We start from the raw sequence: 26,725 nt of genomic DNA, 5'->3' as shown, positions 1-26,725 counted from the left end.
GCCATGAGTGAGATCGTGGCGATGCTTGCACGCGGCGGGCCGATTGTCGGGCTGCTGCTGGTGCTCTCGGTGGCGAGCCTTGCGCTGATCGTGGTCAAGCTGCTCGAATTGCGGGGTGCCCTAGCCGGTGCGCAGACCCGCGAGGCCGCGCTGACTGATTGGGAGGCGGGCGCTCGCGAGGAGGCCCTGTCAAAGGCAAAATCCGGGAGCGGACCGGTCGACACCCTTCTCGCGGCGGCGATGGACGGGGCGCTGGCGGGGCGATCCCGCGACGCGCTGGAAACGGAGCTGGAATGGCGCGGAAACCGCACGCTTGACCAGCTCGGCCGGTATATCCGGACATTGGAGCTGGTCGGCATGATCGCCCCGTTGCTCGGGCTGCTCGGCACGGTGCTTGGCATGATCGAGGCTTTCCAGCAGCTGGCGCTCGCCGAAGGCGCGGCCAATGCCTCGATCCTCGCCGGCGGCATCTGGCAGGCCCTCCTGACCACCGCCGTCGGTCTTGTTGTCGCCATTCCCGCCGCTGTCGCCGCGAACCTGTTGGGAACGCGGCTGGACCGGGTCGGGGTGGCGATGGAGGTTGCCATCGGCCGCCTGTTGTCGCTGGAGGCACGCTGACCGGCCGGACCGGGGGAGACAGAGGATGAAGCTGACGAGGACAAGGCAGGCAGGCGCGGTGATCCGGCTGGTGCCGATGATCGACGTGCTGATGATCCTGCTCGTCTTCTTCATGGTCACCTCGACCTGGCTCAACCTGCGCATGATCCCCCTGGCCGCGCCGGCCAATGCCCCTGCCGCCGCAAGTGCCGGCTCCGCTGCCAACGCCTCAACGCTGCTGATCCGCCTCGACCCGTCCGGGCAAGCCCTGCTGCGCGGCCAGCCCATCGGACCGGCCGCCCTCGCCGAGCTGCTACTCAGCCGGCGCGACGCGGATCCGGCGCTCTCGGTCGTGCTCCTGCCCTCCGGTGAAGCCAGCAACCAGGACCTCGTCTCGCTGCTCGAAATCACGACCCAGGCCGGGATCGAGCGGCTCCGGATCGTGCGGATGGGGGAGGCGCCATGAAACTTGCCCGCCGCCCGCGCCGCGACCAGCCCGAGCCGATCATCGCGCTGATCGACGTGGTCTTTTTCCTGCTTGTCTTCTCGATGCTGGCCGGGCGCATGGATGCCACCGCGCCCTTCCAGCTCGACCCAGCGCAGAGCCGTTCCGGCGCTGCCTTGCCCGGCGGCGGCGAAACCGTCGCCATCGCTGCCGATGGGGTATTGGCGCTCAACGGAACCGAAATAGACGCCCCTGCCCTGCTCGACAGGCTCGCCGCGATCCTCGCGGAGCGCCCCGACCGGCTGATCCGGGTCAACGCCCATCGCGACGCCGAGCTGCGCGACATGCTTCCTCTCGTGGCGCGGATCGAGGCGCTTGGCGCCCGCGACCTTGTGCTGGTCGTCACGCCCGGAGCGCCGTGATGGCGCGCGCGTCGGCCTGGGCCCTCGCCGGAACCGCATCGCTCGCGTTGCACGCGGCGGGGCTGGCGGGGCTGGTTCTGTCGGTCCGCCCCGACGAGATCACCCAGCAGGAGCCGCCGCCAACGGCAGTCGTGCTGGACGCGGAACCGGTCCGGCGCGCCCGTGCCGAAGCTGAAGCGCCGGATGCAACCCGCGCGAATGACCAGCCAACCGATGGGCTCGCGCTCGATCAGGACGCCCCAAGACGCACCCGCGCCGACGCCAGCGCGCCAAGCTCTGCACAGCTGACGCCGCAATCGCCCCTGGCGCAGGCCGCCGCTCCGGGCGTTGCCAACGCGCTCTCTCTCGCAGAGCAAGCGCCTGCGGGCAAATCGCAAGCGGCCGTCAGCGCAAAGGGAGCACAGGCGCCCGCGCAAGCCATGCCCGCACGCCCCTCCGCCGTAACCTCGCCTGCTGACACGGTCGCTGTCGCCGCGCAGTCGTTTGCACAGGGCAACGTTCCCGAGACCCGCCCGACCGCTGCCAAGGCCTTGAGCAACGACCCAAAGGTAGAGCCGACCGCCGCACTCGACGATACAGCGCACCGTCTCGCAGAGACGACACCGGTTCCGCTTTCGGGGGCCGCCCTCCCGACGGGGGGCGCAGCGGCGGTCCCGGCGCGTCCGACGGCACAGGCACTCCTCGCCCAAGCCGAGCAGCCGACCCCCTCGGAGCCGCAGCAGCCGAGGACCATGCCCGCGTCTACGCGCCGTCCCTCGGCCACACCCGTTACGACAGATCAAAGCCGTCCGATCCCGGTCCGTTTCGAACCGCCGTCAGCCGCGCCAGTCTCCCCGGTCGCCGCTTCTCCACAGAAGGCACAAGGATCTGCCCCGCCCTCCGCTGCGCTTCCGGATCTCGCGCCATCCGGCGCGACCGTCGCCGCAAGCGCAGCCGACACGCCCGCCGCCACCGAAACCGACGCCAGCGAAACCGCGCCCCGCCTGACCGCCGCGCTCGCCTGGCAGGCCGGGGCGGAGAGCGAAGCGGATCCTATCTCCATGAGCGCAATCCAGGCTTTCATGCAACCCGAGGCGCTCGCGCAGGGCGAGGGAAAGCAGTTGCGCGACGGGCTGGCCGCGCTCCTGACCGACATCCCCTGCGCGCGGGTGCAGACCGAGTTCCGGCCCGAAACCGGGACGCTGGAACTGCGTGGCCACATCCCGGAAGACGGGCTGCGTGGCCCGCTTCTTGCCGCGCTACAGGCGCAGATGGGCAGCTCGATCCGGGTGGCCGACGAGATGCGGCTCTTGCCCGCGCCGCAATGTGGCGCCCTGGCGGGGATCGCCGCGGTCGGCCTGCCGCAATCGGATGACCAGCGGACCAACCCGCGCGTCATAGGCGAGAACACCCATGTCCGGGCCTATGCGTTCCGCGAGGGCGACCCGCTGGAGCTGGAACTCGTCACGCCGGATTATGAGGCGGTGGTCTATATCGACTATTTCGACGCTGCCGGGAATGTCATTCACCTGCAGCCCAACGAGACTGTCCCACTCCGTCAGGAACCTCCCGCGAGCCGCCTGACCTCCGGGATCGAGCGGAGCGACCGCCCCTTCCTGCGCAGCTTCATCGCGCCGCCTTTCGCGCAGGAGATCGTCGTGGCCTTCGCTGGCTCTGAACCGCTTTACGAGGGCCTGCGCCCGATCATGGAACCCGCCGCGCCCTATCTCGCCTTCCTGACGGAGCGCGTGACGGAGGCGCGCGCGCAATCACCGGATTTCAAAGGCGAATGGGTCTATTTCTTCGTGGAGACCGGTCCGAAGTAATGATCCGTTTGGACCGCTTTCCAGGGATCAATGGCAAAGCCGGAGTGGATCCTGTCTCCACTCTACAGAGAGATCCATCCCGGACTTGCCAACAGCTGTTCCGCCCGCAGCCACCAGATCATGCCGGTTGCGACGCCAGCTTGGCCTGGCGAGCTACCTCCGCCCGCTTCTCCCGGATCTCGCTGCGCCGGAAGAAGATGTAGTAGAGCGTCGGGGCCGCAACGAGGGTCAGGATGGTTGCGAAGGCGAGGCCGCCCATGATCGTCACCGCCATGGAGACGAAGAAGGCGTCGCCCAGAAGCGGGATCATGCCAAAGATCGTCGTCGCCGCCGCCAGCACCACCGGCCGCACACGCGAGGTGGAGGCGCGGATAATCGCCGGCTTCAGGTCCTGCCCCTCGGCACGCAGCAGATCGATTTCCTCGACCAGCACAATGCCGTTCTTGATCAACATCCCCGAGAGCGACAGCAGGCCCAGAAGCGCCGTGAAGCTGAAGGGCAGCCCGGTCATGCCGAGCCCGATCACAACGCCGTTCACCGACATCGGCACCAGCAACCAGATCACCAGCGGCTGGCGGATCGCATTGAAAAGCAGGATCGAGATCAGAACCATGATCAGGAACGATACCGGCAGCTGGGTGCCGAGCGCGGCCTGGGCGTCCGAGGAGCTCTCGAATTCGCCGCCCCAATCCATCTTGTAGCCGATTGGCAGCTCCATTGCCTCGATGGCAGCGCGGATCTCGCCATGCACCCCAGCGGGGGTCACCCCGTCCCGGATATCGGCGCCGACCGTGACCGTCAGCTGCCGATCCCGACGGTGCACCAACGTGTTCTCGGGAATGAACTCGAACCCGTCGATCACCTGTTCCAACGGCAGGAAGGTACCGGCCGCGCTGGAATAGATCACCTGGTCCATCAGTGTCAGCCCGGAATCGCGCGGCTCACGCACGATGATCGGTATCAGGCGCTCGCCCTCGCGATAAGTGCCGGCGCGCGCGCCGTCGGTCGCGTAGAGCAGCGTCTCCGAGATGTCGTCCCGCGTGATGCCAGCGGCCTGGGCGCGATCGGTCGAATAGATCGGTCGCAGGACCAGTTCCTGTTCGCGCCAATCCGTACGCATGCGCAGGATATCGTCGGTCTCCTGATCTATGATCGCCATCGCATCCGCCGCCAGATCCCGCAGCACTTTCGGGTCATTGCCCGACAGCCGGACCTCGATATCCGCCCCGCCGCCCGGGCCAAAGACCAACCGTTTGGTTCGGAACTCGCCCTCCGGCAGCGCTTCGGCGCCAAAGCGATCAAGATCAGCCTTGAGCGCAGGGATCTCGTCGAGGTCATGCGTGCGCACGATCAGGTGGCCATAGGTCGGGTTCTGGTTCTCCGCCGAATAGGTCAGCATGAAGCGCGAGGCGCCCTGGCCGACAAAACTCGTCACCGAGACAACCTCCTCGCGGGTTTCCAGCCACTCTTCGACCATCTCCATCTGCTGCGATGTGGTCTCGATCGAATTGCCCTGCGGCAGCTTGTAATGGACGAAGAAGAGCGGGGTGTTGCTGTCCGGGAAGAACTGCTGCGGCAGGTTCGCGAAGGCGTTGAAACAGACCGCGGTAATTCCGATCAGACCGACAACGACCAGCCAGCGCAGCCGTAGCGCCACCCCGAGCATCCAACCGAAGAGCCGGAAGAGCGGGCCGCCATAGGCATCGTGATCGCCTTCGTCGACCTCGCGGAAAAGCTTGTTGCCGAGATAGGGCGTGACCGTGATCGCCAGTATCCAGGAGAGCATCAGAGAGATGCCGATCACCGCGAAGAGCGAGAAGAGGAACTCGCCCGTGGCATCCGGGCTGGTGCCAATGCCGGCAAAGGCCATGATGCCGATAACCGTCGCACCGAGCAATGGAACCTGCGTCTTCTTCGTCGCCTCGTCCGCCGCTGCGGGCCCCTTGCGGCCATGCAGCATCGCCACCTGCATTCCCTCGGCAACCACGATGGCGTTGTCCACCAACATGCCCATGGCGATGATCAGCGCGCCGAGCGAGATCCGTTCCAATTCGATGGCGAACATGTTCATGAAGAAGACTGTGCCGACCACGGTCAGCAGCAGCGTCGCGCCGACGACAATGGCCGCGCGCCACCCCATCGCCAGCGCCAGCACCACGACGACGATGCCCACGGACAGCGCCAGGCTCTCAAGGAAGTCATTGACCGACTGGTCCACGACCACATGCTGCTGATAGATCGGCGACAGCTCGACGCCGAATGGGATTTCCGCGTCCAACTCGGCCAGGCGCGCATCCACCCGCTCGCCGACAGCGACGATATTCTCGCTCGCGAGCCCCGCGACCCCGAGCGTGAAGGCGTCTTGCCCATTATGCCGGATAATCAGGTCTGGATTGTCCTGCCGCGCGCGATAGACATCGGCAATGTCGTAGAGATTGAGCACCTCGCCGCCAACGCCCACCGTCAGCCCTGCAATGGCCGAGACCGTGTCGTCGCCCTGCGGACGCTGGATGATCGTGCGGGTCGGCGAATTCTCCACCGCACCGGGATCGGAGACCGAATCCGCCGTGGCGATGGCCGCGCCGAGCGCCGCCGGAGAGATGTTCTGGTTGACGGCCTGACGCATGTCCGGCTCGACGAAGATCGCTTCGTCGGGCAGCCCGGAGACCTCGACATCCGCCACGCCCTCCACGGCCAGCAACTCGCGGCGCAGGAAGGTCGAGAGTTCGTGCTTCTCGGCATCCGAGTAGCCCTCGGCCGTGATCGCGTAGAACAGGCCGAAAACATCACCGAAACTGTCATTCACGTAAGGCGTGCTGACGCCATCCGGGAGCGAGGCGTCGTCGACGCGGTTGCGCAGGTCGGTCCAGATCTGCGGCAGCTCATCGCCGTCATAGGTCGATTTCATCTCGACCTCGATCAGCGAATAGCCCGGACGGTTCATCGAGGTGATGACGTCGACCTCGCCCATCTTCTGGATCTCCGACTCGATGGGTTCGGAGACCTCGGTCGCCACCTGTTCCGCCGAGGCGCCGGGGTAATAGGTGACGATAACCGCGTTCTTGATGGTGAAAGCCGGATCTTCGAGCCGGCCGATGGAGCTGAACCCCCAGAGCCCGCCGAGAAGGCAGCCCAGGATCACCAGCCATGTGTAAATCGGCCGCTCGATGGAGGCGCGTGCAATGGTCATGTCGCTGTCCTCAGTTTCCGAAACCGTTGAAACGGCGCGCGAGCATTCCGTCTTCCAGCGCGGCGACACCGGCCATGACGATCTCGGCACCGATCCCGAGCCCGGAGGTCACCTCGACCTCGCCCGTCTCGGTCGGCGCGATCGCGACCGGAACACGCGTCAAGTGACCCTCGGCGGCACCTTTCGGCTCGAAGAGGATGACATGGGTGGAGCCGTCCGAGTCGATCATGACCGCTGATGCCGGGATGATGACCCGCCCCCCCTCGCGGTTCAGCGCAACGCGCACGCTGACCGAGGAGCCCGGCAGCAGCGTCAGCCCCTCGGGCGGGGCCATGCCGAACGTGGCGCGATAGGTCTGGCCGATGGAAGACGTCTCCGCGGTCAGCTCCCGCACCGACATCCGATACTCCTTGTCCGATGTGGGAAAGCGCGCGACGACATCCACATCGTCGGCGATATTCGCCTTCTGCACGAGCACCTCCGGGACATCGATCTCGACCCGGATTTCCGACATGTCATGCAGGCGCACGACCGGCGTGCCGGCGCTGATCGTGGTGAAACTCTCGACACTGCGGGAGGCGACCAGCGCATCGAAAGGCGCCAATAGCGTGGCATCTTCCAGCGCGATTTCCGCGTTCTCGACCGCGATCTCGGCCACCTTTGCAGCCGTGTCCGCATCATCGATCGCAACCTGGCCGACTGTGCTGCCCTTGAGCTTTTGCAGGCGTTCGACGGTGCGCTCCGCCTGATCCTTCTGCAGCTTCGCGATCTCCAGCGCCAGTTCGAAGGGGCGCAGGTCCAGCTCCGCAATCAGGTTGCCCTGCTTGATCTCGCTGCCCTCGGTGACCGGGAATCGTTGGATCTGACCGGCGACCTGAAAGGCGAGATCGACCGTCCGGCGTGCCGCGACCTTGCCGAAAAATTGCCGCTCCAGCCTGCGGGTCTCGGCCTCGACGACCATCAGCTTGACCGGTTTGAGCGCCATGTCTTCCGGCACGGGCTCCTTGTCGAGGCTGGTCTGCGCGAGTGCGGCAATGCCCGCCGCGACCAGTGCCGAAAAGGCAATGGCGAGAATATTGCGAGTTTTCATAACGTCAGTCCCTTGGGGAAACCGTTCTCAAGGATTCGCTCCGCGATCCTGTCCATGAGACCGGCAAGGTGTTCCATTTCGGTTTCCGTCAAACCCGTTATCTCGCGGAATTTGGCGACAGTTGTTTCCATCAGTTCCCGGCGCGTTCGTTCGCCGTCATCGGTCAGCCGCAGGCGCCAGGCCCGTCGGTCCTCAGGGTCGCGCTCGCGCTGCACCAACTTCTTTTCTTCAAGCAGGTCGGCCACGGCGGTTACTTTCGAGGGCAGTGTGTTGAGATCCTCGGCCATCTTCCCCATCCGCTGCGGTACGCCGAGATGCACCAGCATGTGGCGTTCCGGTTTGGTCAGCGGCAGGCGAGACTGAAAGCAATCGATCTGTTCCTCGAGTGCATGGGTGAGGACAAAGTTGCCGAAGATGATCCGCACTTCCTGAGGAATGCGGTGAATCTCTTCGCCAAAGATACAGTCCCTCGGATTCGGCATTCGGCTCTCCTGTTGCTCGCGTCCATTTACTTCAAAACTTGAAACATTCAACAAGTAAATCATTTTCCATGCAAAGTATTCAATGCCGCCATGCAAAGCTTCGAGATATGTTTTTTACGGATTGTAGACAGAAAGCGGGTCGCTATGCTGCGCGGCAAGCAGCTAGCAGGTACGCCATGACACACCATAATTCCCCGACCCTCCGCCTCAACGACAGCGACAACGTCCTGGTGGCCCTGCGGGCCATCGCGGCGGAAGAGGCGATTGCGCCGGGCCTGACAGCAGCGTCAGAGATCCCTATGGGCCACAAGGTGGCGGCGACCGGAATCTCGGAAGGCGAGGCGATCCGTAAATACGGCCAGGTGATTGGTTTTGCCGGGCAAGCCATCGCCCCGGGCGACCATATCCACGTTCAGAACTGCACCTATCGCGGCGATTTCGAGCGCAATCACGAGCCTTGCGCCGGTGCGAAGCCGACCGACTTTGTCGTGCCGGAAGAACGCGCGCAGTTCCGCGGCTACCGTCGCCCGGGCGGCGGAGTCGGGACCCGCAATTACATCGCGGTGATCAGCACGGTGAACTGCTCGGCCACGGTGGCGCGCATGATGGCCGCGCATTTCACCCCCGAGAAGCTTGCCGACTATCCCAATGTCGACGGCGTGACGGCTTTCGTCCATTCGACCGGTTGCGGCCAGGTCATGGGCGGCGAAGGCTACCGCATGTTCATGCGCACGCTCGCCGGCTATGCGACCCACCCGAATTTCGCCGGCGTGCTGATGGTCGGGCTGGGCTGCGAGATGGCGCAGGTCTCGCTGTTGATGGAAACCTATGGCTTGTCCGAAAGCGCCGGGTTCCACCGGATGGTGATCCAGGAATCGGGCGGCACGCGCAAGACGGTCGAGGACGGCATCGCCCGCATCGAGGCGATGTTGCCCGCGGCAAACGCTGCCGAGCGCGAGTTGGTCGGCGCCGAACATCTCTCGGTCGCCCTGCAATGCGGCGGCTCGGACGGCTATTCCGGCATCACCGCCAACCCCTCGCTCGGCCATGCCGCCGACCTCGTCGTCCGTCATGGCGGCACCGCGATCCTTGCCGAGACACCGGAGATCTTCGGCGCCGAGCACCTGCTGACCCGCCGCGCCGTGCGTCCGGAGGTGGCGGCGAAGCTGCTCGAACGGATCGAGTGGTGGAAGGCCTATATGGAGCGCAATGGCGGTTCGATGGACAACAATCCCAGCCCCGGCAACAAGGCCGGCGGGTTGACGACGATTCTCGAGAAATCGCTCGGCTCTTCGGCCAAAGGCGGCTCGACCAATCTCGTCGGCGTCTATGAATATGCCGAGAAGGTCACCACGCCCGGTTTCGTCTTCATGGACAGCCCCGGCTATGATCCCGCCTCGGTCACGGGACAGGTCGCCTCGGGCGCCAATATCGTCTGCTTCACCACCGGACGCGGCTCGGTCTTCGGCTACAAGCCAGCGCCTTCGTTGAAACTGGCGACCAATTCGGCGCTTTATGAGCGCATGTCCGACGACATGGATGTCGATTGCGGCGAGGTAATCTCGAAAGGCGTGAGCACCGAGGAGATGGGCCAACGCATCTTCGAGCGTTTTCTGGCGATGGCTTCGGGCGAGCGCAGCAAGAGCGAAGAGCTCGGCTTCGGCGACAACGAATTCCTGCCCTGGCTGGTCGGCGCAGTGACCTGACACTGCGTCGGGGACAATCCCGAAGCCCGCAGGCGGAGTCCGCATCGGGTTGAACGACTGCCCTCGACGCTGCGGACCATGTCAGCTCGTGGCAAAGTCGCCCCTCTTTCAGGAAGGCGATCGTCCCTGCGATGACAACGGGATTGCTCATCGTGAAAGTATGCGTGGCCGAGACGGTCAAGTGATCCGTCCTGCCCTCGAGCCGGGTTGAATCGAGCGAGACCTTCCCATCATCCTGTCCGAGAATCAGGGTGGAGTAGATCGGATTGAGGGACATCCCGCGGTCGATGATCCCCAGTTCGAACACTGCCGGCCCAAGACGGAGCGGCACGCTCTGCGTATGCGGCCGCGACTCGTGTCGCGTCTCGTGCGGCAAGCCCCCTCATCCAGTGGCGCCTCGGAGGACAAGCGCTGGTGACACCTGTTTGAAGCCCCTTTGTAGAGAACCTACCGTTTGGTCAGGACGGAGGCGGCGTCCCACCCGTTTGTGCCGCATCGAAGATGCGTTCACCCGGGCGGGCAGGGCCGCGCGCTGCGCGCGCGGTGGGAAATCGGTTCGGTCCGTTCGTAAGCCTCAGCCTTATTGCGGGGTGAGGGCGTGGGGGCAATTCGACTCAGGAGGTAGCAACTTTCCGTCCTGCAGGCGCAGGACGCGGGTCCCCAGCCTGAGGCGAAAATGCGGGTTGTGGCTGACGATCACCATCGCCTGTGGCAGGCCCAGCAGGATATCGACCAGCCGGGCCTCGTTCTCCTCGTCCAGCGCGTTGGTTGGCTCGTCGAGCAGCAGCAGTTCCGGTTCCATCGCCAGCACCGTCGCCAGCGTCACCAGCCGCTTCTCGCCCCCCGACAGCTTGTGGGTGATCCGGTCGCGCAAATGCATCAACCCGAGTTGCCCCAATGTCCTGTCGACAATCTCCATTGCCTCACCCCGGTTGGCTCCGAGATTGAGCGGACCGAAGGCGATATCCTCCGCCACGGTGGGACAGAAAAGCTGGTCATCCGGGTCCTGGAAGACGAAGCCCGCCCGGCGTCGCACATCGTGGAAATCCGCCTCGACCCGGCGCTCCTGGCCAAAGGCCAGGACCCGCCCCGACGAGGGTTTGAGCAACCCCACCGCAATGCGAAGCAGTGTCGATTTGCCGGCGCCGTTATGGCCTGTGATGCAGAGCCGCTCGCCCGACTCCAGCGCCAACGATGCCCCGTTCAGGACAGGCGCGTGATGTGGGTAGGCGAAATGGATCCCCGTGAGTTCAAGCAGCGCCATTGGACAGCTCCATTGCTGCCAACCCGACCAGCATCAATGCGAAACCGGCCACAAAAACCGCATCCGCAGGGCGCCAGGCCATTCGGCCCAGGAGCGGGATGCGCCCGGTGAAGCCGCGGCATTTCATTGCGCCGAGGATGCGCTCCGAGCGCTCCAGCGAGCGCACCAGCATCATGCCGACGAGGAAGCCGAAGCTGCGATAGGAGTGCCAGTTCGTGCCGGGGCGGAAACCGCGCGCTTTCATCGCCTGGCGCAGGCGGAGGTATTCCTCCCGCAGCACGTCGATATAGCGCACCGTGAACATCAGAAGATGCACCAGCGCCTCTGGCACCTTCAGCGAGTGCAGCGCGTGCCCGAGCGTCACCGGCTCCATGGTCGAAACCAGCGCCATCAACGCAAGCACGATGGCATTGGCCTTGAGCGCAATCTCGATGGCCTGCCACAGCCCTTCCCAGGAGGCCGGAAAGCCCCAGAGCGTGAAGATCGGCTCGCCCGGGACCGTGAATGGCAGAAGCGCCAGGATGAAGAGGATGAAACTGTCCATCGCAGCAACGCGTTTCATCGTTCGCACCGCCGGTAGCCGCGAAACCGAGAGCAATGCAAATGCTACGCCGACGGCCGCGCCGAGCGCGAGGAAGCTCTCGCAGGCGACCACGACCACCGCGAACGCCGCCGCCGCGACGATCCGCGCGCGCGGGTCGATCCGGCCGAGCCAGCTCAACTGGCGGTTGGCGCCGGTTGCGGTCAGCGGCTTGTCGAGGGTGGAGATGACAGGGCTCATGCGGTGCCTTTCAGCTTGCGGCGCGCCGCGATGTAGAAGCCGACGCCGAACACCCCGACGATATAGCCAATCCCGCCGAGGATCGTCTGAAGATCGTTCTTTTCCTTGTAGGAATCGATGGACTTTCGCAGCGGGCGCATCTCGTCCCGGACGGCCTTGGCAATTGCCTCGACCTCCTCAGATGTCAGAGACGCGACGGTGACCTGGGGAATGACGGCCGGTATCGCCTCTGTCGGGTCGGTTGGGATTGCCGGCGTTTCCGTCGATGTGCCTCCAGCGGCAGGAACAAGTGGCTGCACATTGCCCTCATTGCCCGACCATCCGATGGTCGCCGCAGCGCCGGGCGTCGCGCCCGCCCCCTTGGCGACGATCTCGGTCACTTCCTCGGCCGCCATCTCGACCTCGGCCACATGCCCAGCGCCCATATCTGCCTTGAAGACATGGATCACGGCCTGCTCGGGCGTGAACAGGAAGAAGCCGTCAACATCGGTCACCGCCTCGCCGAGCTTGTTGCCGTCGCCGTCGAACACCTCGACCAGCTGCCCCGCAGGCGCGTCGCCTCCGGAGAAGCCCAGCTCGCCCTCGATCTGATCGCCCGAGGCAAAGACTCCCATGATGACCTTGTGGGCCAGCGCCGGAAGCGGCGCCGCCGCGATGGCCACCGCAAGAAACAGGGTACGGATCATTGGGGAACTTCCTGCAGGTTGTCGAACAGCTCAGGCTTGACCTGCTTGGCGAGATAGACGGCGGCTCCGGTCAGCAAAGCCTCGACGACCATGACCGGGATATGCGCCACGAAGACCAGTTTAGCGGCGGGAAGAAACTCGTCGCCGGTCAGCGCAAGGGCAGCCGCAACGAAAGCGGTTGTCAGGGCAATGGCAGCACCGCCGCCAATCGCGGCCCAGACCGCGGCGGATCTCTGGCTGCCCGCCTGTACGCGCGGCCCGAGCAGCAGCCCGACCATCACTGCGGGCGCGGCGATGACCAGCGTGTTGACGCCAAGCACAGTCAGCCCGCCGAAGCCAAAAAACACCGCTTGTAGCAGCAACCCGACAAACAGCGCCGGAAAGGCGGCCCAGCCGAGCACGAGCCCAGCAAGACCATTCATGATCAGGTGCACCGAGGACGGCCCAATCGGCACATGGATCAGCGAGGCCACGAAAAACGTGGCCGAAAGAACACCGGCCGCGGGGATTTTCTCCATCGGCAGGTGGCGCAGGCCCTGCGCCAGACCGCCGATGGCGAGCACAGCACCGCCGATCACGACAGGGTTGGACAGGGCTCCGTCAACGATATGCACGGGCGCCGCTCCTCACTCGATGTCCCAGGCGCGGATCCAGATCACCGCATCCTGGCTCAGTTCCTTGCCCTCATACTCGGTCTCGGGCCCGGCTCCGAGCGCCGCGAAACCCCAGTATCCGGCTTTCGGAATGCCGAAAGTGAAATAGCCGGTCTCGTCCGACAGGGCGACGATGGCGCCGGCTGGCGTCGGCTGCGCAGTCATTTCACCTGGGACGTTGGCCTCCATATCCGGCTCGGCGGCCATGAACTCAACCTCGATCTCCGCGCCAGCGACAGGCTTGCCCTCCGAAAGCACCCGACCGGTGAAGCTGGAGCCGGCCAGCACATTGGTCGGCTTGTTCAGCGGCAGGATCTCTGTGGCGAGCCCCTGCGGCTTGTCCCAATCTGTGGGCATGGTGTTGCGGTTCAAATAGGCCTTGGTGATCTGCTGGATATAGATGTCCTCGCTCTCTTCGTAATAGGGCGAGGGAACCAGCACGAGCACGTAATCGCCCGAACGCTTGACCGGAACGGAGGCGTCAAAGGCCGCGGCTTCGTTGCTCGCCCCTTTGAACGTCATGGGAGACAATGTCTCCATAAGGTCGATCTTCTCGCCGCGATGCACGGCGTAGAATTCGAGCGGTTCGCCCATGTCCATCACATGACCGTTCTCGAAAGGATGCCAGAAGATCAGCTTGACCGGAACATCACCGGGCCGCTCGATCATCGTGTCAACCGTGTAGGCAAGTTGGAAATGCGCCGAAGCGACGGTTGCCAAGCCAAGGCTGGCGAAACTTGCCAGCAGGAAGTTACGTACGTACATAACGTCGCCTCTCAAAATGCCGCAATGCGGCGGATCTGAAAGGACGGACGGGGTTTTGGCTCGAAGAGGGTGGACTGCACCAGGACCGCTTCGCGCCAGACGCTCACCCCGGCGTCCGGTGGAATGCCCTGCGGGCGTGCCCACAGGTCTCCTCGGCAGGTCTCCTGGCTCGCGGGTCTCAGCTTGGCCGGCCTTCCCGGGGATTTCCCCAGTGGCTTGTTCGACCGCACTCACCGCTTACAGTTGCGGGGGCAGCCACGGTTTTGGTCCCTGATGGGTACGCCGCACCGTGTTCCCTATTACGTCCCCTGGCGCTTGACTCCGTCCGGGGAACCGAAGATGCGTCCTTGTGGGCGCAGAGGGCAAGCTTTGTCAATCGGGCATATGTGATGAGCGGCTGCACGAAGACAGTCAGCGCCGAGCCGATCAGTTTGGTTGCGCCGACTTCGGAACGCAAGATATCGGGGTACGGGGCATAGAGAAGCCCGTCAGGAGAGCAGCGACATCCTCGACGAAGAAAAACCGTCCTCTGATCGCTTTCGACAGATGCCGTTCACTGTCGACCAATCATGATGCTGCCGCAAGGTCCGCTGACCGCGCATGGCGGGCTTTCACGGAAGCGTACGGCCTGACAAAATGCCGAGTTGGAGACGGACGCGAGCATCGCCCTGTACAGAAGGTTCAAGAAAGACGTGGCGAACCGCAGCGAGGTGCTCGAAGTTATGGAGGCTCGGCAAGCCGTTTCAAAACCCAACTTGCCTGGCTTCGGATTCTGGAGTCTGAATCCGTGTCGATCGAGTGTTGGAGATGTGCATGAGCGTTTGGCCTGAACCTTTTTCCACCGACGGGACATTTGTTTCGCTGGTTCCATTGTCGCAGACACACCGTGCCGATCTCGCCGAGGCGACCGCTGACGGTGAGTTGCATCGGTTGTGGTACACCACGGTCCCAGATGCTGCGGGAATGGAAGCCGAAATAGATCGGCGGTTGGCGCTCAAGACCATGGTGCCCTTTGCCGTGATCGACACATCGACCGGCAAGGCTGTCGGAATGACGACCTACATGAACATCGACGCCCCCAATCGGCGCGTTGAAATAGGATCGACATGGTACCGGAGATCCGTCCAGAGAACGCCGCTCAACACCGAATGCAAGTTGCTGTTGTTGCAGCACGCGTTCGAGACACTGGACTGTATCTGTGTCGAGTTTCGAACCCATTTCGTGAACGTCCAAAGTCGGCGTGCCATCGAGCGTTTGGGGGCGAAGCTTGACGGTATATTGCGCTCCAACATGATCATGGCCAATGGTTCGATCCGCGACACGGCCGTCTACTCGATCATCGCAAGCGAATGGCCGACTGTGAAGGCAAACCTGACATGGCGGCTGGAAAGCCAATCGGGCTGACGCAGTGCGTCAAGCCGAGGGATGCCAAGCGACACGAAGGAGATTTGGTCATGAACGACATCCACGAAGCGATCCGAGCGTATAGAACAGACGATCTTGAAGCTGTGATGGCCGTCTGGAAACGCGCCAATGCGGTTGCTCACCCATTTCTGAGCGAAAGCTTTGTCGCGCAATCCGAACAAGAGATCCGGGACATCTACATGCCGATGACCGAAACCTTCGTCTTGGAGGAAGATGGAGCGATCATCGGGTTCATTGCGCTACTGGGAAACCAGATCGGCGGCTTGTTCCTGGACCCGTCGAAGCACGGCAAGGGGCTTGGCCGCGCTATGGTCGACCACGCAGTCGCCCTCAAAGGCCCGTTGAGAGTCGAGGTGTTTCGCAACAACGCCATTGGGCGTCCATTCTATGAACGGTACGGATTTGAGTTTGTCGAAGACGAGATGCACGAGCCCTCTGGCCAGATGAACCGCAAATTAGCCATGCCGGGTGCCTGACTCTGAGGACCCAGGGCCATCCTTCGATAGAAAGGCAAGGCTCCAAACGGAACCACCATTATCCTTTGAGCTACTCTTTGCCTGCGCAATCGAGTCGCTGTTAGGTCGGCAAAGCGGGTTTTCGGGACATTCTGGCTGCGCCATCCTCGCCACTCTGTCTTGCGACCCTGCCTGCCTGCTGATACGTCTCCCGCAGACGATGCCGGAAGGCTGAACGGGAGAGAGGAAGCTCCGACCCAAACCGGGGGAGCGACTGATCGTCGTCATGGCGGGCGCTTGCAGCCCCCGCACTGGCCCCGTATTGCCCCGGCAGGGCAAGCGAAGGAGCCAGGCCATGTACGTTTTCCGCAAAACCCGCCTCGGGGAGACCCGCGCATGAGCAAGATCGGTGTGATGCTGTGCGGGCATGGCTCGCGCTCCCAGGCCGCCGTGGATCAGTTCGCGGTGCTGGCCGAGAAACTCCCCGCGTTGCTGCCGCAGGACTGGATGGTCGATTACGGCTATCTCGAATTCGCCAACCCGGTGATCCGCGTCGGTCTGGACAACCTGCGGGAAGCCGGTTGCGACCGTATCCTTGCCGTGCCGGGCATGCTCTTCGCCGCCATGCATGCCAAGAACGATATCCCCTCGGTGCTCAACGCCTATGGCGCAGAGCACGGGATCCAGGTCGATTACGGCCGCGATCTCGGCGTCGATGCGAAGATGATCGCCGCCGCCGCCGAGCGTGTGGAAACCGCCGTCGCCAAGGCCAACAAAGAGCAAGGTGAGGTGCCGCTGCACGAGACCTGCCTTGTCGTGATCGGTCGGGGCGCGTCCGATCCGGATGCCAATGCCAATGTCTCCAAGATTGCCCGGATGCTCTGGGAAGGCATGGGCTTCGGCTGGTGCGAGGTCGGCTATTCCGGCGTCACCTTCCCGTTGGTCGAGCCGGCGCTGGAACAGGCCGCCAAGCTCGGCTTCAAGCGCTATATCGTCTTTCCCTATTTCCTCTTCACCGGTGTCCTGATCGACCGGATCTACGGCTTCACGGACATGGTCGCCGAGGCCCATCCCGAAGCCCAGTGGATCAAGGCTGACTACCTCAACGACCACCCGTTGGTGCTGGAGACCTTCGCCGAACGGATCACCGAGATCCTCGAGGGCAAGAACGACATGAATTGCGGGCTGTGCAAATACCGCACGCAGGTGCTCGGCTTTGAAGCCGAGGTTGGCGCCCCGCAGGAGAGCCATCACCACCATGTCGAGGGGCAAGGGGCGAGCGCTCCGGGCTCCAATGTCGAGGATTGCCAGCTTTGCGACACGTTCTGCACCGGCGCCTGCCGGCTCGATGCCGGTCATCACCACGATCACGGGCACAGCCATGATCATGACCATGGCCACGGACATCACCACCACCATGATCACGGACATTCGCATGACCACGGCCACAGCCACCCGGCCTATCCCCATGCCGATCACCCGATGGGCCCGGAAAGCGTGCGCAAGCACCTGAAGGACGAATGACCCTGGAGTACGAGCGCGATCCGAAGGCGATCTACGCCCAGAGCTTCGCGACCATCGAGGCCGAGGCCGATCTCTCCGCGTTGCCTCTGACGGCGCGGAAAATGGCCATCCGGCTGATCCATGCCTGCGGCATGGTCGATGTGGTCGAAGACCTGCGCGTCACCCGGGGCGCGGTCGAGGCCGGGCGCGCGGCCCTCGCGGGGGGCGCGCCGATCTTCTGCGACAGCGAGATGGTCGCGCGCGGCATCATCGCGCGCGCCTTGCCGGACGGCACGGCCCCGGTTGTGACACTGAACGACCCCACCGTGCCCGACCTTGCAAAACTGCTGGGCACGACCCGCTCGGCGGCGGCGGTCGAGCTTTGGGGCGAACGCATCGAAGGCAGCATCGTTGCCATCGGCAACGCGCCCACGGCGCTTTTCCACCTGCTGGAGCGTCTCGAAGAGGGCTGGCCGAAACCGGCCGTGATCCTCGGCTTCCCCGTCGGCTTCGTCGGCGCGGCGGAGAGCAAGCAGGCGCTGGCCGAGATCGATCACGGCGTGCCCTTCGCCACGGTCCTGGGCCGGCGCGGCGGCTCCGCCATGGCGGCGGCGGCGGTAAATGCGCTGACCCTCGGTCTGACGGGAGACGGAACATGACTGCGCCCTGGCTCGACGTGATCGGCATAGGCGAGGATGGCTGGGAGGGGCTCGCCCCCTCGGCCCGGGCCCGGCTGGAGGCGGCGGAGATCGTCGTCGGCGGCGCGCGGCACCAGTCGCTGGTCCCGCATCTGGCGGCAGAGCGGCTCGAATGGCCCTCGCCCTTCCGCGAACTGGCCGAAGAACTGGAGCGGCTGTGCGGCCGCAAGGTCGCCGTGCTGGTAACCGGGGACCCGCTCTGGTATTCCGCCGGCGCGCTCTTCCTGCGCCGCTTTGGCCCGGACGCAGTGCTCTTCCACCCGCAGCTTTCCGCTTTTCAGCTCGCCGCCGTGCGGATGAAATGGTCGCTGGCCGATGTCGAGACGCTGACCGTCCACGGACGCCCCGCCGAACAGGCCATCCCGTTCTTCGCCCATGGCCAACGCCTGCTGGTTCTGACCGCCGATGGCGGCACGCCCGCCAGGATCGCCGAACTGCTGACCGAAGCGGGGCTTGGTTCCAGCCGCCTGACCGTGCTCGGCGCGATGGGCGGGCCGCAGGAGAGCCGTTCCGAGGGCATCGCCGCAGAGTGGAGCGGCAGCGCGCCGGACTTCCACGTCCTCGCGATCGAGTGTTTCGGCGCGGACGGCGCGCGCATCGCCCCGCGCACCGGCCTGCCCGATGACGCCTTCGTCAATGACGGCAAGATGACCAAGCGGGAGATCCGCGCCCTGACCCTCTCGGCTCTGGCGCCAAGGCGGGGCCAGATGCTCTGGGATATCGGCACGGGCTGCGGCTCCGTTGCCGTCGAATGGATGCGCGCCGCCCGGGACATGCGCGCCATCGGCATCGATATCTCGCACAAGCATCTCGGCATGGCGGCGGCCAACTCCGTCCGCCTCGGCGCGCCGCGCCTGGATTTGCGCCCCGGTCGCGCGCCTGACGCGCTGGACGGCCTCCCCGAGCCGGATGCGATCTTCATTGGCGGCGGGCTCTCCGAGAAGACGGCCGAGGCCGCGCTCGCCGCGCTGCCCGCGCATGGGCGTCTGGTCGCCAATGCCGTCACGCTCGAATCCGAATCCCTCCTCACCGCCCTGCACATGAAGCATGGCGGCTCCCTCATTCGCATCGCCATCTCCCGCGCCGCCCCTGTCGGCCGCCTGCATGGCTGGAGACCGGCGATGCCCGTAACGCAATGGAGTCTCACCAAATGAGCGGAACCCTCTACGGCCTGGGCGTCGGCCCCGGCGACCCGGAACTGCTGACGCTGAAGGCGCATCGCCTGCTCACATCCGCCAGGGTCATCGCCTACCCGGCCCCCGACAGTGGCGAGAGCTTCGCCCGCGCCATCGTCGCGCGCTACATCCCCGACGGCGCGCGCGAGATCCCCATCGTCATCCCGATGCGCACCGAGCGTTTCCCCGCGCAGGATGTCTATGACGAAGCCGCCGAGACCATCGCCGCCGCACTGGACGCGGGCGAGGATGTCGTCGTGCTCTGCGAGGGCGACCCGTTCTTCTACGGCTCCTTCATGTATCTCTTCTCGCGCCTCTCCGAGCGCTTCCAGGCCGAGATCGTTCCCGGCGTCTCCTCGCTGGGCGCAGTGACGGCGGTCGCCCGCCAGCCGCTCATCGCCCGCGAAGAGGTGCTGACCGTGGTCCCGGCGACACTGGACGAGCCGGAACTGGAGCAGCACCTGAAAGCCGCCAACGCCGCCGCGATCATGAAACTCGGCCGCCACTTTGGCCGCACCCGCGCCGTGCTCGAACGTCTCGGCATGGCCGAGCGCGCTGTCTTCGTGTCCCACGCCTCCCTGCCGCAGCAACATGTTTGCCCGCTCTCGGAAGCCCCCGACACGGCACCCTATTTCTCAATGATCGTCGTGCCGGGAAAGGACGCCCATGTCTGACCTGACCCCGGTCGTCCTCTGCCTGCTGCCCTCCGCCGCGCCGCTCGGAGAGAAGGTCGCCGCCGCGCTCGGCGCCCGTCTCGACATCCGCGGGACGGATTTCAACGAGGTTGCGCCGCATCTGACATCGCTCTTCCTCGCCGGCCACCCGGTGATCGGCATCGCCTCTGCCGGCATCCTCATCCGCATCCTCGCCCCGCATCTGGGCGACAAGCGGTCTGAGCCGCCGGTTCTGGCGCTGGCCGAAGACGGCTCGGCGGTCGTTCCGTTGCTTGGCGGCCATCGCGGCGCCAACGCGCTGGCCCGCCGCATCGCAGAGGTGCTCGGGACCAAGGCTGCCGTCACCACGGCAGGCGATGTCTCGCTCGGCGTGGCGCTGGATGAGCCGCCCGAAGGCTGGCGGCTGGAGAACGCGGAGGAGGCGAAGCCGGTCATGGCCGCCCTCCTCTCCGGCACGAAAGGCCAGCTTTCCGGCCCGGACGCCGCGTGGCTCGCCCCGCTCGAAGCGGCTGGCGCCGTCGACCGTCTTCCCACCGACCCGGAAGCCCCGCTCGTCCTCTCGGTCCCTGGTACAGCACCGCTGATCTACCGCCGCACCGCGCTGGCGCTTGGCGTCGGCTGCGCGCGCGGCTGCGATCCGGATCAGCTCATCGGGCTTGTCGGCAAAACCCTCGCCGAAGCCGGGATCTCCGCCGGCGAGATCGCGGCCATCCATTCCATCGACCTCAAGTCGGACGAAGCCGCCATCCACGCGCTGGCCCGCCATCTCGGCGTGCCTGCCCGCTTCCACCCGGCCGCACGGCTCGAAGAAGAAGCGGCGCGGCTTGCCAACCCGTCCGACGTCGTCTTCGCTGAAGTCGGCTGTCACGGCGTTGCCGAAGGTGCAGCCCTCGCCGCCGCCGGACCGGAGGGCGAACTACTCGTCGAGAAGGTCAAATCAGCAGATGCGACCTGCGCCGTCGCCCGCATCGCCGGAACTGGCGCGGAAGGCACCCCACGCGGCCAACTCTCCGTGATCGGCATCGGCCCCGGCCAGCCGGACTGGCGCACGCCCGAAGCCACCCGCCTGATCTCGGAGGCCGACGAGCTTGTCGGTTACGGCTTCTATATCGACCTGCTCGGCCCGCAAGCACGCGGCCGCATGCGCCGCGACTTCGCGCTTGGCGAGGAGGAGGCCCGTTGCCGCTACGCGCTGGAAGCCGCCGGGGAGGGGCGCAAGGTCGCCCTGATCTGCTCCGGCGATGGCGGCATCTTCGCCATGGGCGCGCTGGTCATGGAATTGCTGGACCGCGAGGCCGAGGCCGGCGGTGTCTCCGATGCCGCCAAGCGGGTCGCCCTGATCCACGCGCCGGGCATCTCCGCGTTGCAGGCCGCCTCGGCCCGCGCCGGCGCGCTGCTCGGACATGATTTCTGCGCCATCTCGCTTTCGGACCTGCTGACCCCGCGCGACACCATCGTCCAGCGGCTCCACGCCGCCGCCCAGGGCGATTTCGTCATCGCCTTCTACAACCCGGTCTCGCGCCGCCGCCGCACGCTGCTGGCCGAGGCCCGCGAGATCCTGCTCCAGCACCGCCCGGCCGACACGCCGGTCCTGCTGGCCACCTCGCTGGGACGCCCCGAGGAGCGGCTCACCCTGCGCCGTCTCGACGCGCTGGAGGTGGATGAGGTCGACATGATGACCATCGTGCTGATCGGCTCCTCCGCGTCCCGCCGCATCACCAGCGGCGATATCTCGGCCGGTGCGGAAGGCGAATGGATCTACACCCCGCGCGGCTATGCGAAACGTATCGACGGAGAAACCCAATGACCGTTCATTTCATCGGCGCCGGTCCGGGCGATCCGGAGCTTCTCACCCTCAAGGCCCAGCGCCTGATCGGCGCCTGCCCGGTCTGCCTCTATGCCGGCTCGCTGGTTCCGGCGGAGGTCGTGGCCGGTGCGCCGGAAGACGCTCGCGTCATCGACACCGCCCCGCTCGACCTCGACGACATCATCGCCGAGATTGCGGCGGCGCATGAACGCGGCGAGGACGTGGCCCGGGTCCATTCCGGCGACCCCTCGCTCTACGGCGCCATCGCCGAACAGGTCCGCCGCCTGCGCGCGCTTGGCATCCCCTATGACATCACCCCCGGCGTGCCGGCCTATTGCGCCGCCGCCGCTGGGATGGGGCAGGAACTGACCGTGCCGGAAGTGGCGCAATCGGTCATCCTGACCCGCACCTCGATGAAGTCGACTGGCATGCCCGAGGGCGAAGACCTCGCCACTCTCGGTGCCTCCGGCGCGACGCTCGCCATCCACCTCTCGGTGCGCAACCTGCTGGAGATCGAACGGCAACTCTCGCCGATTTACGGCCCCGATTGCCCCGTCATCGTCGCCTATCGTGTCGGCTGGCCGGACGAGATGTACGTGCGTGGCACGCTGTCGGATATCCGCGACAAGGTGCGTGCCGAGAAGCTGACCCGCACGGCATTGGTCTTTGTCGGGCGTGTCTTCGAGGATCACGACTTCCCGGATTCTGCGCTGTACGATCCCGAAATCCCGCACGTCCTGCGCCCCAAACCCAAGGCCTGAGCCGGGCCTGCCCGCCGCGCGCCGCAGGCGCGCGGCCACCCCCAACGGGAGGAGCGCATCTTTGATGCGTCGACGACGGGCGGGAGCGCCCCGGGGTTAGGTGACCGCGCTGTGCGACGAACCGGTTGTGGACGTTGCGCCTCAGGCTAGGCATCCCGGCCGCAGACCGCCGCAACCGCCGTCCGTTTCGCCGCGCCACGCCTTCACCCGGCCATCCAGCCAAATCTCTCACGCATCTGGGCAAGCGTCGCCGCATCTCGCGCCGAGACCATGTAGCCGCTGGTCAGCGTCGGAGCGTAATCTCGTCCGTCGAGCAGCCCGACATGACCACCTGCCTCCTGAACCGCAAGCACACCCGCAGCGTGGTCCCAGGGCATCAGCTTGATGGCAAAGGCAAACCGACCGTGGCCGAGGCACATCATGCGATAATCATGGCAGGCACAGCCGAGATCGCGGACCCGCCCAAACGGGATCAGATCCTGAAGAAAACGCGGGCGGATCTCCTCCGGAACGAGCCAGGGACAGCCGAACGCAGTGTTGGGTTCCGGCGTGGCCGAGATGTCGAGCTTCTCGCGGCGCCCGTTCGCATCGCAGAACCAGGTGCCACCACCGCGCCGCGCCAGGATCCAGTCATCGCCCATCGGGTCATAGAGCAGGCTGAAAACGGTCTGGCCCTCATGAGTGACCGCAAGCAGGACGCCAAAGGTGGCCAGGCCCTTGGCGAAATTCCAGGTACCGTCCACGGGATCGATGATGACACAGGTCTCGGCCTCGCCAATGCGGGAAAGCACCGAAGGATCCGCCGCAACCGCCTCCTCGCCAACCACGGCCGCGCCGGGCAGGATATCGGCAACGGCGGCGGTGATCGCCAGTTCCGAGCGGCGATCGGCCTCGGTGACGAGGTCGTCGGCATGGGTCTTGGCATCGGCGCCCTCGGCGCCAAGATTGCGGAAACGCGGCAGGATTTCGGCCTTCGCAGCGGCGCGCACAGCGTCGATCAGGGCCTGTTCCTGGGCTTGGGTGGGAATCATGCGATGTCCTCTCGATCTTTCAGTATCTCGCGGCGCCAGAGCGCCCGGGCCTCGGGCGCGTCGGCCTGAATAGACCCCGCCCCCGGCCGTCTACCACGCTGCCGAGACCGCATAAGGGTCTTCGAGCGCCACCGCGTCCCTATAACCGTCGGGCGCGACCGGGGTAAGTGTGTTGATCCGGCGCACCTCCCCGGACACAGCAGGCGCCCCGCATTCACGCCGTGTCAGCCGGCTTCGACACCGGGGTGATGACGCCCCTCAGCCTTCGTCGCGGCGCGCACGGGCAGCGAGGACGGGGCGCAGCAAAAAGCGCCGGAACCGGCCGAAGGGGAAGCGCTTTAGCGCGCGCGCCATCAACTCGGGCCAGGGGCGGCTCGGCGTCTGGCCGAGGGCAAGTTCGGCGAGGATCGCGCCGGCATGGCTCCCCATGGCGACACCATTTCCGTGAAAGCAGAGCCCGGCGAACACGCCGTCCATTCCGGGGATCGGGCCGACAAACGGGGTCCGGTCGCGGGAGAGGGCGACGAAGCCGGACCAGAAATGCGTGGTCTCGACCCGTTTCCAGGCGGGAAAGAAGCGCTCGAAATCAGTGCGGGTCCGGCCTCGGATCTCGGCCATCGCGTCCGGCGTGGAACGGATTGCGCCACGCATGCCGAAGAGCATGCGATTGTCCGGCAGCAGGCGGAAATAATGCAGCAGGTTGCGGCTGTCGAAGCACATCTGGCGGGTGGTCCAGCCTTGCTCGGCGCGCTCCTCCTCGCTGAGGGGACGTGTGACGATGATGTTGGATTGCAGCGGCATGTAGCGCGCCGCGAGCCAGGGCGGCAGGTCCTCGGCGCTGTAGCCGTTGGTGGCGAGGATCAGCTTGCGCGCTGTAAGCGTGCCGGTAGGGGTTTGGATACGCCAGCCTGAACCGTCCGGACGGATGGATCGGGCCGGGCTCTGGGCGAAGAGGTGGGCACCGGCGGCCTCTGCGGCGGCAGCGAGGCCGAGCGCGTATTTCAGCGGGTTGAGGGCGAAACCGATCGGGGTCGTGACCGCACCGTGGAATTCGGGCGAGGCCATCCCCTGCGCGGCAAGCTCGCCGCGGGAGAGGATTTCGCAGGTGGCGCCGTGATAGGCGCGCATGTGGCGGGCGGCGGCTTTCAACGCCGGAATGGCCTCGGCGCGATGGGCCAGCATGGTTTCGCCCCGCGAATGGGTGTCCGCATCGATGCCGAGCCGCGTGAGCGTGTCCCGGACAAGGGCGACGGCTTCACGCTCGGCATCGTAGTAGAGGCGGGTCTCGGCCTCGCCGTGGCGCTTGAGCAGGTCGGTGGCATCAAGCGCCGAGCCGCCGAGGCAGCAGAAACCGCCATTGCGCCCGGAGGCGCCCCAGCCGGGGCTGTTGGTTTCCAGAAGCGCCACATCCGCACCGGTTTCGGCGAGATGGAGCGCCGCCATGAGGCCGGTATAGCCACCACCGATGATCGCGATATCGGTGCGGGCCTCGCCGTCGAGGCGGGACCATGAGGCGCGCGCGGAAACGGTGCCCGGCCAGTAACTCTCGGCGACCGGACCGTCGCCATAGGCGTAGGGCTCGTAGATCCGCGTCACGCCTGGATTGCTTCCTTTTCCTCGCGGTTGCGCCGGGCAATGGCCTGTTTGGTGACCAGCGAGGCGGCGATGACGCCGATGGCGACGATGGCAATCATGATCGTGGAAAGCGCGTTAATCTCCGGCGAGACGCCGAGCCGCACAGAAGAGAAGATCTTGATCGGCAGGGTTGTCGAGGAGGGGCCGGCGGTGAAGGAGGCGATGACGAGATCGTCCAGCGAGAGGGTGAAGGCCAGCAACCATCCAGATATCACCGCCGGGAAGATGATCGGCAGGGTGACGAGCCGGAAGGCCTCGAAGGGGGTGCAGCCGAGATCGAGCGCGGCCTCCTCGACGGAACGGTCGAACGAGACCAGCCGCGAGGAGACGACGACCGAGACATAGCACATGGAAAAGGTCGTATGCGCGAGCACGATGGTGAAGACGCCGCGATCCAGCCCGATGGCGATGAAGAGCAGCAGCAGCGACAAGCCGGTAATGACTTCGGGCATGACTAGCGGAGCATAGATCATGCCGGAGAAAAGCGTGCGCCCGCCGAAGCGGCCACCACGGACAAGGACATAAGCCGCCATGGTCCCGAGCACGGTTGCGGCAGAGGAGGAGAGCACGGCGACTTTGATCGTGACCCAGGCGGCATCGAGGAAGGCCTCGTTCTGCAGCAACTCGCCATACCACTTGGTCGAGAAGCCGGCCCAGACCGTCACCAGCTTGGAGCTGTTGAAGGAGAAGATGATCAGGATCAGCATCGGGATGTAGAGGAAGGCGAAGCCGAGGGTCAGCGAGACGGCGTTGAACCAGGTGAATTTCCTCACTGTTCCGCCTCCTGCTGCTTCTGCTGGTTGCGCTGGAAGAGCACTATCGGGATTATCAGGATCAGCAGCAACACCACGGCCACCGCAGAGGCCACCGGCCAGTCACGGTTGGAGAAGAATTCCTCCCAGAGCACCTTTCCGATCATCAGGGTCGAGGAACCGCCGAGCAGCGACGGGATGACGAACTCGCCAAGTGCGGGGATGAAGACGAGGAAAGAACCGGCCACCATGCCGGGCCGCGCCAGCGGGAAAGTCACGCGCCAGAAGGCTTCCGTCCGACCGCAGCCGAGATCCTCGGCCGCCTCCAGCAGCGATCCGTCGAGCTTCTCCAGCGTCGCGTAGATCGGCAGGACCATGAAGGGCAGGTAGGTATAAACGATGCCGATATAGACCGCCTTGTTGGTGTTCATGATCTGCAACGGCTCAGCGATGATCCCGGTCCAGAGCAGGAACTGGTTCAGGAACCCCTCGTTGGAGAGGATCCCCATCCAGGCGTAGACGCGGATCAGGAAAGAGGTCCAGAAGGGCAGGATCACCAGCATCATCAGCGCCGGGCGCCAGTGTTCCGGAGCGTTCGCCATGCCATAGGCGATGGGGAAGCCGACGAGTAGCGTCAAAACCGTCGAGGTCAGCGCAATGGAGAGGCTGGAGAGATAGGCTTTCAGATAGAGGTCGTCTTCGGTCAGGAAGACGTAATTCTCGAAATCCAGTTCGGAGAGGAACTCCGTGAAGCCGGACCAGCCCGCGGAGAGGTCCAGCGTCGGCATATAGGGCGGAATGGCGAGTGCTGTGTCCGAGAGCGAGATCTTGAAGACGATCCCGAAGGGCACGAGGAACAGCGCCAGCAGCCAGAGATAGGGAACGAGGATGAGGAGCGTGCGGCCAGGTCTCATGATCCTGCC

At 65.3% G+C, this 26,725-nt stretch carries 25 protein-coding genes and 1 riboswitch; of the genes, 13 read left to right on the top strand and 12 right to left on the bottom strand.

Annotated elements, in window-relative coordinates:
* The first annotated feature begins 3 nt into the window (after positions 1–3).
* From R3X27_RS10350 to R3X27_RS10335, 4 genes are read left to right on the top strand one after another with little or no spacing between them, the layout of a single operon-like run.
* Positions 4–618 carry a MotA/TolQ/ExbB proton channel family protein gene (locus R3X27_RS10350; RefSeq protein WP_317708776.1) on the top strand — a complete coding sequence of 205 codons (615 nt, stop codon included), beginning with the start codon at positions 4–6 and terminating at the stop codon, positions 616–618.
* Between the two features lie 25 nt (positions 619–643).
* Positions 644–1,063: a biopolymer transporter ExbD gene (locus R3X27_RS10345; RefSeq protein WP_317708775.1), complete on the top strand. Its 420-nt coding sequence runs from the start codon at positions 644–646 to the stop codon at positions 1,061–1,063.
* Complete coding sequence (locus R3X27_RS10340) at positions 1,060–1,464, top strand: biopolymer transporter ExbD (RefSeq protein ID WP_317708774.1); 405 nt, start codon at positions 1,060–1,062, stop codon at positions 1,462–1,464. Before R3X27_RS10345 ends, R3X27_RS10340 begins: the two co-directional genes overlap by 4 nt.
* Complete coding sequence (locus tag R3X27_RS10335; RefSeq protein ID WP_317708773.1) at positions 1,464–3,269, top strand: hypothetical protein; 1,806 nt, start codon at positions 1,464–1,466, stop codon at positions 3,267–3,269. Before R3X27_RS10340 ends, R3X27_RS10335 begins: the two co-directional genes overlap by 1 nt.
* A gap of 118 nt (positions 3,270–3,387) precedes the next feature.
* Here R3X27_RS10335 and R3X27_RS10330 read toward each other — a convergent pair whose 3' ends face one another.
* Genes R3X27_RS10330 through R3X27_RS10320 form a run of 3 tightly spaced genes read right to left on the bottom strand, consistent with a single transcriptional unit; the run spans position 3,388 to position 8,094 of the window.
* On the bottom strand, positions 3,388–6,459 hold the full coding sequence (locus tag R3X27_RS10330) for an efflux RND transporter permease subunit (protein WP_317708772.1): 3,072 nt from the start codon (positions 6,457–6,459) through the stop codon (positions 3,388–3,390).
* 10 nt (positions 6,460–6,469) lie between these two features.
* On the bottom strand, positions 6,470–7,549 hold the full coding sequence (locus R3X27_RS10325; RefSeq protein ID WP_317708771.1) for an efflux RND transporter periplasmic adaptor subunit: 1,080 nt from the start codon (positions 7,547–7,549) through the stop codon (positions 6,470–6,472).
* Positions 7,546–8,094 (bottom strand): MarR family winged helix-turn-helix transcriptional regulator, encoded by a 549-nt coding sequence (locus R3X27_RS10320; RefSeq protein WP_317708770.1) that lies wholly within the window; start codon positions 8,092–8,094, stop codon positions 7,546–7,548. Before R3X27_RS10320 ends, R3X27_RS10325 begins: the two co-directional genes overlap by 4 nt.
* A gap of 113 nt (positions 8,095–8,207) precedes the next feature.
* On the opposite strand from R3X27_RS10320, the gene R3X27_RS10315 reads away from it, so the two are divergent.
* Positions 8,208–9,737 carry an altronate dehydratase family protein gene (locus R3X27_RS10315; RefSeq protein ID WP_317708769.1) on the top strand — a complete coding sequence of 510 codons (1,530 nt, stop codon included), beginning with the start codon at positions 8,208–8,210 and terminating at the stop codon, positions 9,735–9,737.
* Between the two features lie 580 nt (positions 9,738–10,317).
* Here the strand turns inward: R3X27_RS10315 and R3X27_RS10310 are convergent.
* The 5 genes from R3X27_RS10310 to R3X27_RS10290 are packed head-to-tail and all read right to left on the bottom strand — an operon-like array spanning position 10,318 to position 13,886.
* On the bottom strand, positions 10,318–11,001 hold the full coding sequence (locus tag R3X27_RS10310; RefSeq protein WP_317708768.1) for an ABC transporter ATP-binding protein: 684 nt from the start codon (positions 10,999–11,001) through the stop codon (positions 10,318–10,320).
* Positions 10,988–11,782: a cobalt ECF transporter T component CbiQ gene (gene cbiQ / locus R3X27_RS10305; protein WP_317708767.1), complete on the bottom strand. Its 795-nt coding sequence runs from the start codon at positions 11,780–11,782 to the stop codon at positions 10,988–10,990. The genes R3X27_RS10310 and cbiQ overlap by 14 nt, the downstream gene beginning before the upstream one ends.
* On the bottom strand, positions 11,779–12,468 hold the full coding sequence (locus R3X27_RS10300; protein WP_317708766.1) for a cobalt ABC transporter permease: 690 nt from the start codon (positions 12,466–12,468) through the stop codon (positions 11,779–11,781). The genes cbiQ and R3X27_RS10300 overlap by 4 nt, the downstream gene beginning before the upstream one ends.
* The gene (cbiM, locus tag R3X27_RS10295; RefSeq protein ID WP_317708765.1) at positions 12,465–13,082 is read right to left on the bottom strand and encodes a cobalt transporter CbiM; all 618 of its coding nucleotides are present in this window, start codon (positions 13,080–13,082) and stop codon (positions 12,465–12,467) included. The genes R3X27_RS10300 and cbiM overlap by 4 nt, the downstream gene beginning before the upstream one ends.
* Positions 13,083–13,094: 12 nt before the next feature.
* The gene (locus tag R3X27_RS10290) at positions 13,095–13,886 is read right to left on the bottom strand and encodes a DUF4198 domain-containing protein (protein WP_317708764.1); all 792 of its coding nucleotides are present in this window, start codon (positions 13,884–13,886) and stop codon (positions 13,095–13,097) included.
* 136 nt (positions 13,887–14,022) lie between these two features.
* Positions 14,023–14,239, bottom strand: a riboswitch (cobalamin riboswitch).
* A gap of 460 nt (positions 14,240–14,699) precedes the next feature.
* Here R3X27_RS10290 and R3X27_RS10285 point away from each other — a divergent pair.
* From R3X27_RS10285 to cobM, 8 genes are all read left to right on the top strand, one after another.
* Complete coding sequence (locus tag R3X27_RS10285) at positions 14,700–15,290, top strand: GNAT family protein (protein ID WP_317708763.1); 591 nt, start codon at positions 14,700–14,702, stop codon at positions 15,288–15,290.
* Positions 15,291–15,340: 50 nt separating this feature from the next.
* Positions 15,341–15,787, top strand: a complete 447-nt coding sequence (locus tag R3X27_RS10280; protein ID WP_317708762.1) for a GNAT family N-acetyltransferase — start codon at positions 15,341–15,343, stop codon at positions 15,785–15,787.
* A gap of 375 nt (positions 15,788–16,162) precedes the next feature.
* Positions 16,163–17,290, top strand: coding sequence for a sirohydrochlorin chelatase (locus R3X27_RS10275; protein WP_317708761.1), 1,128 nt, complete (start codon positions 16,163–16,165; stop codon positions 17,288–17,290).
* Positions 17,287–17,928: a precorrin-8X methylmutase gene (locus tag R3X27_RS10270; protein ID WP_317708760.1), complete on the top strand. Its 642-nt coding sequence runs from the start codon at positions 17,287–17,289 to the stop codon at positions 17,926–17,928. The genes R3X27_RS10275 and R3X27_RS10270 overlap by 4 nt, the downstream gene beginning before the upstream one ends.
* A complete protein-coding gene (gene cbiE, locus R3X27_RS10265; RefSeq protein WP_317708759.1) occupies positions 17,925–19,121 on the top strand; it encodes a precorrin-6y C5,15-methyltransferase (decarboxylating) subunit CbiE in 1,197 nt (398 codons plus the stop codon). The genes R3X27_RS10270 and cbiE overlap by 4 nt, the downstream gene beginning before the upstream one ends.
* Positions 19,118–19,816 carry a precorrin-2 C(20)-methyltransferase gene (gene cobI, locus R3X27_RS10260; RefSeq protein WP_317708758.1) on the top strand — a complete coding sequence of 233 codons (699 nt, stop codon included), beginning with the start codon at positions 19,118–19,120 and terminating at the stop codon, positions 19,814–19,816. The genes cbiE and cobI overlap by 4 nt, the downstream gene beginning before the upstream one ends.
* Entirely contained in the window at positions 19,809–21,623 is a 1,815-nt protein-coding gene (gene cobJ / locus R3X27_RS10255) for a precorrin-3B C(17)-methyltransferase (protein WP_317708757.1), read from the top strand. The genes cobI and cobJ overlap by 8 nt, the downstream gene beginning before the upstream one ends.
* A complete protein-coding gene (cobM, locus tag R3X27_RS10250; RefSeq protein ID WP_317708756.1) occupies positions 21,620–22,384 on the top strand; it encodes a precorrin-4 C(11)-methyltransferase in 765 nt (254 codons plus the stop codon). The genes cobJ and cobM overlap by 4 nt, the downstream gene beginning before the upstream one ends.
* A 203-nt stretch (positions 22,385–22,587) precedes the next feature.
* On the opposite strand, the gene R3X27_RS10245 is transcribed toward cobM, so the two are convergent.
* From R3X27_RS10245 to R3X27_RS10230, 4 genes are all read right to left on the bottom strand, one after another.
* Positions 22,588–23,415 (bottom strand): inositol monophosphatase, encoded by an 828-nt coding sequence (locus tag R3X27_RS10245; protein WP_317708755.1) that lies wholly within the window; start codon positions 23,413–23,415, stop codon positions 22,588–22,590.
* 258 nt (positions 23,416–23,673) lie between these two features.
* Entirely contained in the window at positions 23,674–25,011 is a 1,338-nt protein-coding gene (locus R3X27_RS10240) for an FAD-binding oxidoreductase (RefSeq protein WP_317708754.1), read from the bottom strand.
* Complete coding sequence (locus R3X27_RS10235) at positions 25,008–25,823, bottom strand: ABC transporter permease (protein WP_317708753.1); 816 nt, start codon at positions 25,821–25,823, stop codon at positions 25,008–25,010. Before R3X27_RS10235 ends, R3X27_RS10240 begins: the two co-directional genes overlap by 4 nt.
* Positions 25,820–26,716, bottom strand: coding sequence for an ABC transporter permease subunit (locus R3X27_RS10230; RefSeq protein WP_317708752.1), 897 nt, complete (start codon positions 26,714–26,716; stop codon positions 25,820–25,822). The genes R3X27_RS10235 and R3X27_RS10230 overlap by 4 nt, the downstream gene beginning before the upstream one ends.
* Between the last annotated feature and the right edge of the window lie 9 nt (positions 26,717–26,725).

Origin of the sequence: Tropicimonas sp. TH_r6, from assembly GCF_033101155.1 — a bacterium.
Taxonomy (GTDB): domain Bacteria; phylum Pseudomonadota; class Alphaproteobacteria; order Rhodobacterales; family Rhodobacteraceae; genus Tropicimonas.
Note: the sequence above shows the minus strand (reverse complement) of the source record. Positions and strands in the feature narration are given on the sequence as shown.

What these genes read in the sequence shown, in the direction of transcription:
- R3X27_RS10350 (WP_317708776.1), top strand. Translation starts at nt 4, where the DNA reads ATGAGTGAGATCGTGGCGATGCTTGCACGCGGCGGGCCGATTGTCGGG.
- R3X27_RS10345 (WP_317708775.1), top strand. Translation starts at nt 644, where the DNA reads ATGAAGCTGACGAGGACAAGGCAGGCAGGCGCGGTGATCCGGCTGGTG.
- R3X27_RS10340 (WP_317708774.1), top strand. Translation starts at nt 1,060, where the DNA reads ATGAAACTTGCCCGCCGCCCGCGCCGCGACCAGCCCGAGCCGATCATC.
- R3X27_RS10335 (WP_317708773.1), top strand. Translation starts at nt 1,464, where the DNA reads ATGGCGCGCGCGTCGGCCTGGGCCCTCGCCGGAACCGCATCGCTCGCG.
- R3X27_RS10330 (WP_317708772.1), bottom strand. Translation starts at nt 6,459, where the DNA reads ATGACCATTGCACGCGCCTCCATCGAGCGGCCGATTTACACATGGCTG.
- R3X27_RS10325 (WP_317708771.1), bottom strand. Translation starts at nt 7,549, where the DNA reads ATGAAAACTCGCAATATTCTCGCCATTGCCTTTTCGGCACTGGTCGCG.
- R3X27_RS10320 (WP_317708770.1), bottom strand. Translation starts at nt 8,094, where the DNA reads ATGATTTACTTGTTGAATGTTTCAAGTTTTGAAGTAAATGGACGCGAG.
- R3X27_RS10315 (WP_317708769.1), top strand. Translation starts at nt 8,208, where the DNA reads ATGACACACCATAATTCCCCGACCCTCCGCCTCAACGACAGCGACAAC.
- R3X27_RS10310 (WP_317708768.1), bottom strand. Translation starts at nt 11,001, where the DNA reads ATGGCGCTGCTTGAACTCACGGGGATCCATTTCGCCTACCCACATCAC.
- cbiQ (WP_317708767.1), bottom strand. Translation starts at nt 11,782, where the DNA reads ATGAGCCCTGTCATCTCCACCCTCGACAAGCCGCTGACCGCAACCGGC.
- R3X27_RS10300 (WP_317708766.1), bottom strand. Translation starts at nt 12,468, where the DNA reads ATGATCCGTACCCTGTTTCTTGCGGTGGCCATCGCGGCGGCGCCGCTT.
- R3X27_RS10290 (WP_317708764.1), bottom strand. Translation starts at nt 13,886, where the DNA reads ATGTACGTACGTAACTTCCTGCTGGCAAGTTTCGCCAGCCTTGGCTTG.
- R3X27_RS10285 (WP_317708763.1), top strand. Translation starts at nt 14,700, where the DNA reads ATGAGCGTTTGGCCTGAACCTTTTTCCACCGACGGGACATTTGTTTCG.
- R3X27_RS10280 (WP_317708762.1), top strand. Translation starts at nt 15,341, where the DNA reads ATGAACGACATCCACGAAGCGATCCGAGCGTATAGAACAGACGATCTT.
- R3X27_RS10275 (WP_317708761.1), top strand. Translation starts at nt 16,163, where the DNA reads ATGAGCAAGATCGGTGTGATGCTGTGCGGGCATGGCTCGCGCTCCCAG.
- R3X27_RS10270 (WP_317708760.1), top strand. Translation starts at nt 17,287, where the DNA reads ATGACCCTGGAGTACGAGCGCGATCCGAAGGCGATCTACGCCCAGAGC.
- cbiE (WP_317708759.1), top strand. Translation starts at nt 17,925, where the DNA reads ATGACTGCGCCCTGGCTCGACGTGATCGGCATAGGCGAGGATGGCTGG.
- cobI (WP_317708758.1), top strand. Translation starts at nt 19,118, where the DNA reads ATGAGCGGAACCCTCTACGGCCTGGGCGTCGGCCCCGGCGACCCGGAA.
- cobJ (WP_317708757.1), top strand. Translation starts at nt 19,809, where the DNA reads ATGTCTGACCTGACCCCGGTCGTCCTCTGCCTGCTGCCCTCCGCCGCG.
- cobM (WP_317708756.1), top strand. Translation starts at nt 21,620, where the DNA reads ATGACCGTTCATTTCATCGGCGCCGGTCCGGGCGATCCGGAGCTTCTC.
- R3X27_RS10245 (WP_317708755.1), bottom strand. Translation starts at nt 23,415, where the DNA reads ATGATTCCCACCCAAGCCCAGGAACAGGCCCTGATCGACGCTGTGCGC.
- R3X27_RS10230 (WP_317708752.1), bottom strand. Translation starts at nt 26,716, where the DNA reads ATGAGACCTGGCCGCACGCTCCTCATCCTCGTTCCCTATCTCTGGCTG.